Below are 599 nucleotides of genomic sequence, written 5' to 3' on the forward strand. Positions count from 1 at the left end.
GTGCTCAACGGTACTTCTGCTTCAAACAAAGTGGTGTGTAACGCGCTAGTAACTGAAGGTGATTTGGTACTGTTCGACCGTAACAACCACAAATCGAACCACCACGGTGCGTTAATCCAAGCGGGTGGTATGCCAGTTTACTTAGAAACGGCGCGTAACCCTTGGGGCTTCATCGGTGGTATGGATGAGCACTGTTTCGATGAAGAATACATTCGTGCTCAAATCGCGAAAGTGGACCCAGAACGTGCACGCGATGAACGTCCTTTCCGTCTTGCTATTATCCAACTTGGTACTTATGACGGTACTATCTACAACGCTCGCTACGTAATGGATAAGATAGGTCACCTTTGTGACTACATCCTGTTTGACTCTGCATGGGTTGGTTACGAGCAGTTCATCCCGATGATGAAAGACTGTTCACCACTGCTGCTGGATTTGAAACCAGAAGACGCAGGTGTGATCGTGACTCAGTCTGTTCACAAACAACAAGCTGGCTTCTCTCAAACATCGCAATTCCACAAAAAAGACCGCCATATCAAAGGTCAAGCTCGTTACTGTAACCACAAACGCTTTAACAACGCGTTTATGATGCACGCATC

At 46.9% G+C, this 599-nt stretch carries 1 pseudogene; it reads left to right on the top strand.

The annotated features are described in order from the left end of the window. A pseudogene (locus tag R7Q46_RS28480) lies at nt 1-599 on the top strand (ornithine decarboxylase); the annotation flags it as partial.

It is taken from the genome of Vibrio sp. 811 (assembly GCF_033339195.1).